At 52.3% G+C, this 4969-nt stretch carries 2 tRNA genes and 2 rRNA genes; all 4 read right to left on the minus strand.

From position 1 onward, the window contains the following. Positions 1-20: 20 nt before the first annotated feature. The 4 genes from BM059_RS24960 to BM059_RS24975 all read right to left on the minus strand — a co-directional run bounded on the left by BM059_RS24960 (position 21) and on the right by BM059_RS24975 (position 4969). A 23S ribosomal RNA gene (locus BM059_RS24960) occupies positions 21-2913 on the minus strand. A 260-nt stretch (positions 2914-3173) separates the two neighbouring features. After that, a tRNA-Ala gene (locus tag BM059_RS24965) sits at positions 3174-3249 on the minus strand. A gap of 22 nt (positions 3250-3271) precedes the next feature. Further along, positions 3272-3348, minus strand: a tRNA-Ile gene (locus tag BM059_RS24970). A gap of 85 nt (positions 3349-3433) precedes the next feature. Next, positions 3434-4969, minus strand: a 16S ribosomal RNA gene (locus BM059_RS24975). Together the 16S and 23S rRNA genes with 2 tRNA genes alongside form the textbook arrangement of a ribosomal RNA operon.

Genomic DNA, 4969 nt, shown 5'->3' on the forward strand with positions numbered 1-4969 from the left:
GCAGATTGTTTGGGTGTTATATGGTCAAGCCTCACGGGCAATTAGTATTGGTTAGCTCAACGCCTCACAGCGCTTACACACCCAACCTATCAACGTCGTAGTCTTCGACGGCCCTTTAGGGAGCTCAAGGCTCCAGTGAGATCTCATCTTGAGGCAAGTTTCCCGCTTAGATGCTTTCAGCGGTTATCTTTTCCGAACATAGCTACCCGGCAATGCCACTGGCGTGACAACCGGAACACCAGAGGTTCGTCCAACCCGGTCCTCTCGTACTAAGGTCAGCCCCTCTCAAATCTCAAACGTCCACGGCAGATAGGGACCGAACTGTCTCACGACGTTCTAAACCCAGCTCGCGTACCACTTTAAATGGCGAACAGCCATACCCTTGGGACCGGCTTCAGCCCCAGGATGTGATGAGCCGACATCGAGGTGCCAAACACCGCCGTCGATATGAACTCTTGGGCGGTATCAGCCTGTTATCCCCGGAGTACCTTTTATCCGTTGAGCGATGGCCCTTCCATACAGAACCACCGGATCACTAAGACCTACTTTCGTACCTGCTCGACGTGTCTGTCTCGCAGTCAAGCGCGCTTTTGCCTTTATACTCTACGACCGATTTCCGACCGGTCTGAGCGCACCTTCGTACTCCTCCGTTACTCTTTGGGAGGAGACCGCCCCAGTCAAACTACCCACCATACACTGTCCTCGATCCGGATAACGGACCAGAGTTAGAACCTCAAGGTTGCCAGGGTGGTATTTCAAGGTTGGCTCCATGAGAACTGGCGTCCCCACTTCAAAGCCTCCCACCTATCCTACACAAGCAAGCTCAAAGTCCAGTGCAAAGCTATAGTAAAGGTTCACGGGGTCTTTCCGTCTAGCCGCGGATACACTGCATCTTCACAGCGATTTCAATTTCACTGAGTCTCGGGTGGAGACAGCGCCGCCATCGTTACGCCATTCGTGCAGGTCGGAACTTACCCGACAAGGAATTTCGCTACCTTAGGACCGTTATAGTTACGGCCGCCGTTTACCGGGGCTTCGATCAAGAGCTTCGCTTGCGCTAACCCCATCAATTAACCTTCCGGCACCGGGCAGGCGTCACACCCTATACGTCCACTTTCGTGTTTGCAGAGTGCTGTGTTTTTAATAAACAGTCGCAGCGGCCTGGTATCTTCGACCGGCATGGGCTTACGCAGTAAATGCTTCACCCTCACCGGCGCACCTTCTCCCGAAGTTACGGTGCCATTTTGCCTAGTTCCTTCACCCGAGTTCTCTCAAGCGCCTTGGTATTCTCTACCTAACCACCTGTGTCGGTTTGGGGTACGGTTCCTAGTTACCTGAAGCTTAGAAGCTTTTCCTGGAAGCATGGCATCAACCACTTCGCATTCTAAAAGAACGCTCGTCATCAGTTCTCGGCCTTGATCTCCCGGATTTACCTAAGAAATCAGCCTACCACCTTAAACACGGACAACCAACGCCGTGCTGGCCTAGCCTTCTCCGTCCCTCCATCGCAGTAACTAGAAGTACGGGAATATTAACCCGTTTCCCATCGACTACGCATTTCTGCCTCGCCTTAGGGGCCGACTAACCCTGCGTCGATTAACGTTGCGCAGGAAACCTTGGTCTTTCGGCGTGCGAGTTTTTCACTCGCATTGTCGTTACTCATGTCAGCATTCGCACTTCTGATACCTCCAGCAAGCTTCTCAACTCACCTTCACAGGCTTACAGAACGCTCCTCTACCGCTCATCCAAAGGATGAACCCGTAGCTTCGGTGTATGGTTTGAGCCCCGTTACATCTTCCGCGCAGGCCGACTCGACTAGTGAGCTATTACGCTTTCTTTAAAGGATGGCTGCTTCTAAGCCAACCTCCTAGCTGTCTAAGCCTTCCCACATCGTTTCCCACTTAACCATAACTTTGGGACCTTAGCTGACGGTCTGGGTTGTTTCCCTTTTCACGACGGACGTTAGCACCCGCCGTGTGTCTCCCGTGCTGACACTTGCTGGTATTCGGAGTTTGCATCGGTTTGGTAAGTCGGGATGACCCCCTAGCCGAAACAGTGCTCTACCCCCAGCAGTGATACACGAGGCGCTACCTAAATAGCTTTCGAGGAGAACCAGCTATCTCCGAGCTTGATTAGCCTTTCACTCCGATCCACAGGTCATCCGCTAACTTTTCAACGGTAGTCGGTTCGGTCCTCCAGTCAGTGTTACCTAACCTTCAACCTGCCCATGGATAGATCGCCCGGTTTCGGGTCTATACCCAGCGACTAAAGCGCCCTATTAAGACTCGCTTTCGCTACGCCTCCCCTATTCGGTTAAGCTCGCCACTGAATATAAGTCGCTGACCCATTATACAAAAGGTACGCAGTCACCCAACAAAGTAGGCTCCCACTGCTTGTACGCATACGGTTTCAGGTTCTATTTCACTCCCCTCTCCGGGGTTCTTTTCGCCTTTCCCTCACGGTACTGGTTCACTATCGGTCAGTCAGTAGTATTTAGCCTTGGAGGATGGTCCCCCCATGTTCAGACAAGGTTTCTCGTGCCCCGTCCTACTCGATTTCATTGATAAGAGCGTTTCGTGTACGGGGCTATCACCCACTACGGCGGCACTTTCCAGAGCCTTCCACTACACTCAAATCAACTTAAGGGCTAGTCCCCGTTCGCTCGCCACTACTTAGGGAATCTCGGTTGATTTCTTTTCCTCAGGGTACTTAGATGTTTCAGTTCCCCTGGTTCGCCTCTTGCACCTATGGATTCAGTACAAGATACCCGGCTTATGCCGGGTGGGTTCCCCCATTCAGAGATCTCTGGATCACAGTCTGTTTGCCGACTCCCCAAAGCTTTTCGCAGGCTACCACGTCTTTCATCGCCTCTGACTGCCAAGGCATCCACCGTATGCGCTTCTTCACTTGACCATATAACCCCAAGCAATCTGGTTACTGTCTCAATCGTGAAGACGACATTCGCCGAAAATTTGCGTCTTGAGAACTACAAATTTTACCTTGACCAGATCAATTGCCAGTGAAAGCAATTAATCAGTCACTTCTATCACATATCCAAATTTTTAAAGAACGATATTCGTACCGGTCAAAAGACCAGAAATCAGCACTCAACAGGTAAACCCTGAAGCGCTCATTTCTGAACTCTTTCTCTTACACCGCAACCGCGTAGAGAGTGGTGGAGCCAAGCGGGATCGAACCGCTGACCTCCTGCGTGCAAGGCAGGCGCTCTCCCAGCTGAGCTATGGCCCCGTAATCTTCTGCACCAAGCAATTGGTAGGTCTGGGCAGATTTGAACTGCCGACCTCACCCTTATCAGGGGTGCGCTCTAACCAACTGAGCTACAGACCTATAACAGGGTCGCGTTACAGCATCGTCTTCGACTATGAATCAAGCAATTCGTGTGGGAGCTTATGAGAAAGCCGATGTCTTCGATTAAGGAGGTGATCCAGCCGCAGGTTCCCCTACGGCTACCTTGTTACGACTTCACCCCAGTCATGAATCACTCCGTGGTAACCGTCCCCCCGAAGGTTAGACTAGCTACTTCTGGAGCAACCCACTCCCATGGTGTGACGGGCGGTGTGTACAAGGCCCGGGAACGTATTCACCGTGACATTCTGATTCACGATTACTAGCGATTCCGACTTCACGCAGTCGAGTTGCAGACTGCGATCCGGACTACGATCGGTTTTATGGGATTAGCTCCACCTCGCGGCTTGGCAACCCTTTGTACCGACCATTGTAGCACGTGTGTAGCCCTGGCCGTAAGGGCCATGATGACTTGACGTCATCCCCACCTTCCTCCGGTTTGTCACCGGCAGTCTCCTTAGAGTGCCCACCATAACGTGCTGGTAACTAAGGACAAGGGTTGCGCTCGTTACGGGACTTAACCCAACATCTCACGACACGAGCTGACGACAGCCATGCAGCACCTGTGTCTGAGTTCCCGAAGGCACCAATCCATCTCTGGAAAGTTCTCAGCATGTCAAGGCCAGGTAAGGTTCTTCGCGTTGCTTCGAATTAAACCACATGCTCCACCGCTTGTGCGGGCCCCCGTCAATTCATTTGAGTTTTAACCTTGCGGCCGTACTCCCCAGGCGGTCAACTTAATGCGTTAGCTGCGCCACTAAGTTCTCAAGGAACCCAACGGCTAGTTGACATCGTTTACGGCGTGGACTACCAGGGTATCTAATCCTGTTTGCTCCCCACGCTTTCGCACCTCAGTGTCAGTATCAGTCCAGGTGGTCGCCTTCGCCACTGGTGTTCCTTCCTATATCTACGCATTTCACCGCTACACAGGAAATTCCACCACCCTCTACCGTACTCTAGCTCGCCAGTTTTGGATGCAGTTCCCAGGTTGAGCCCGGGGCTTTCACATCCAACTTAACGAACCACCTACGCGCGCTTTACGCCCAGTAATTCCGATTAACGCTTGCACCCTTCGTATTACCGCGGCTGCTGGCACGAAGTTAGCCGGTGCTTATTCTGTCGGTAACGTCAAAATTGCAGAGTATTAATCTACAACCCTTCCTCCCAACTTAAAGTGCTTTACAATCCGAAGACCTTCTTCACACACGCGGCATGGCTGGATCAGGCTTTCGCCCATTGTCCAATATTCCCCACTGCTGCCTCCCGTAGGAGTCTGGACCGTGTCTCAGTTCCAGTGTGACTGATCATCCTCTCAGACCAGTTACGGATCGTCGCCTTGGTGAGCCATTACCTCACCAACTAGCTAATCCGACCTAGGCTCATCTAATGGCGCGAGGTCCGAAGATCCCCCGCTTTCTCCCGTAGGACGTATGCGGTATTAGCGTCCGTTTCCGAACGTTATCCCCCACCACTAGGCAGATTCCTAGGCATTACTCACCCGTCCGCCGCTCTCAAGAGAAGCAAGCTCCTCTCTACCGCTCGACTTGCATGTGTTAGGCCTGCCGCCAGCGTTCAATCTGAGCCATGATCAAACTCTTCAGTT

Source organism: Ectopseudomonas composti, assembly GCF_900115475.1.
In the GTDB taxonomy this organism is placed as follows: domain Bacteria; phylum Pseudomonadota; class Gammaproteobacteria; order Pseudomonadales; family Pseudomonadaceae; genus Aquipseudomonas; species Aquipseudomonas composti.